This window comes from Megasphaera sp. AM44-1BH, from assembly GCF_003467125.1.
In the GTDB taxonomy this organism is placed as follows: Bacteria; Bacillota; Negativicutes; order Veillonellales; family Megasphaeraceae; genus Megasphaera.
This window is the reverse complement of sequence record NZ_QSFA01000058.1, coordinates 323-562: the sequence shown is the minus strand read 5'-3', so window position 1 is coordinate 562 and position 240 is coordinate 323. Positions and strand designations below refer to the sequence as shown.

Below are 240 nucleotides of genomic sequence, written 5' to 3'. Positions count from 1 at the left end.
ACATCGCGCTGGTCACCGAAGATAGACATGGTATTGGTAGCCAGGGCGCGGGCTGCAACGTGGAAGACGCCCGGCAGGAGTTCACCGGCAATCTTGTACATATTCGGAATCATGAGCAGCAGCCCCTGGGAAGCCGTATAGGTCGTGGTCAGAGCGCCGGAAGTCAGGGAACCGTGTACGGCGCCGGCAGCACCGCCTTCAGCCTGCATTTCCTGAATCTTGACAACCTGGCCGAACATA

General features: G+C 58.8%; 1 pseudogene. It reads right to left on the bottom strand.

Annotated elements, in window-relative coordinates:
- Window positions 1–240, bottom strand: a pseudogene (locus DW949_RS13855) (pyruvate synthase); the annotation flags it as partial.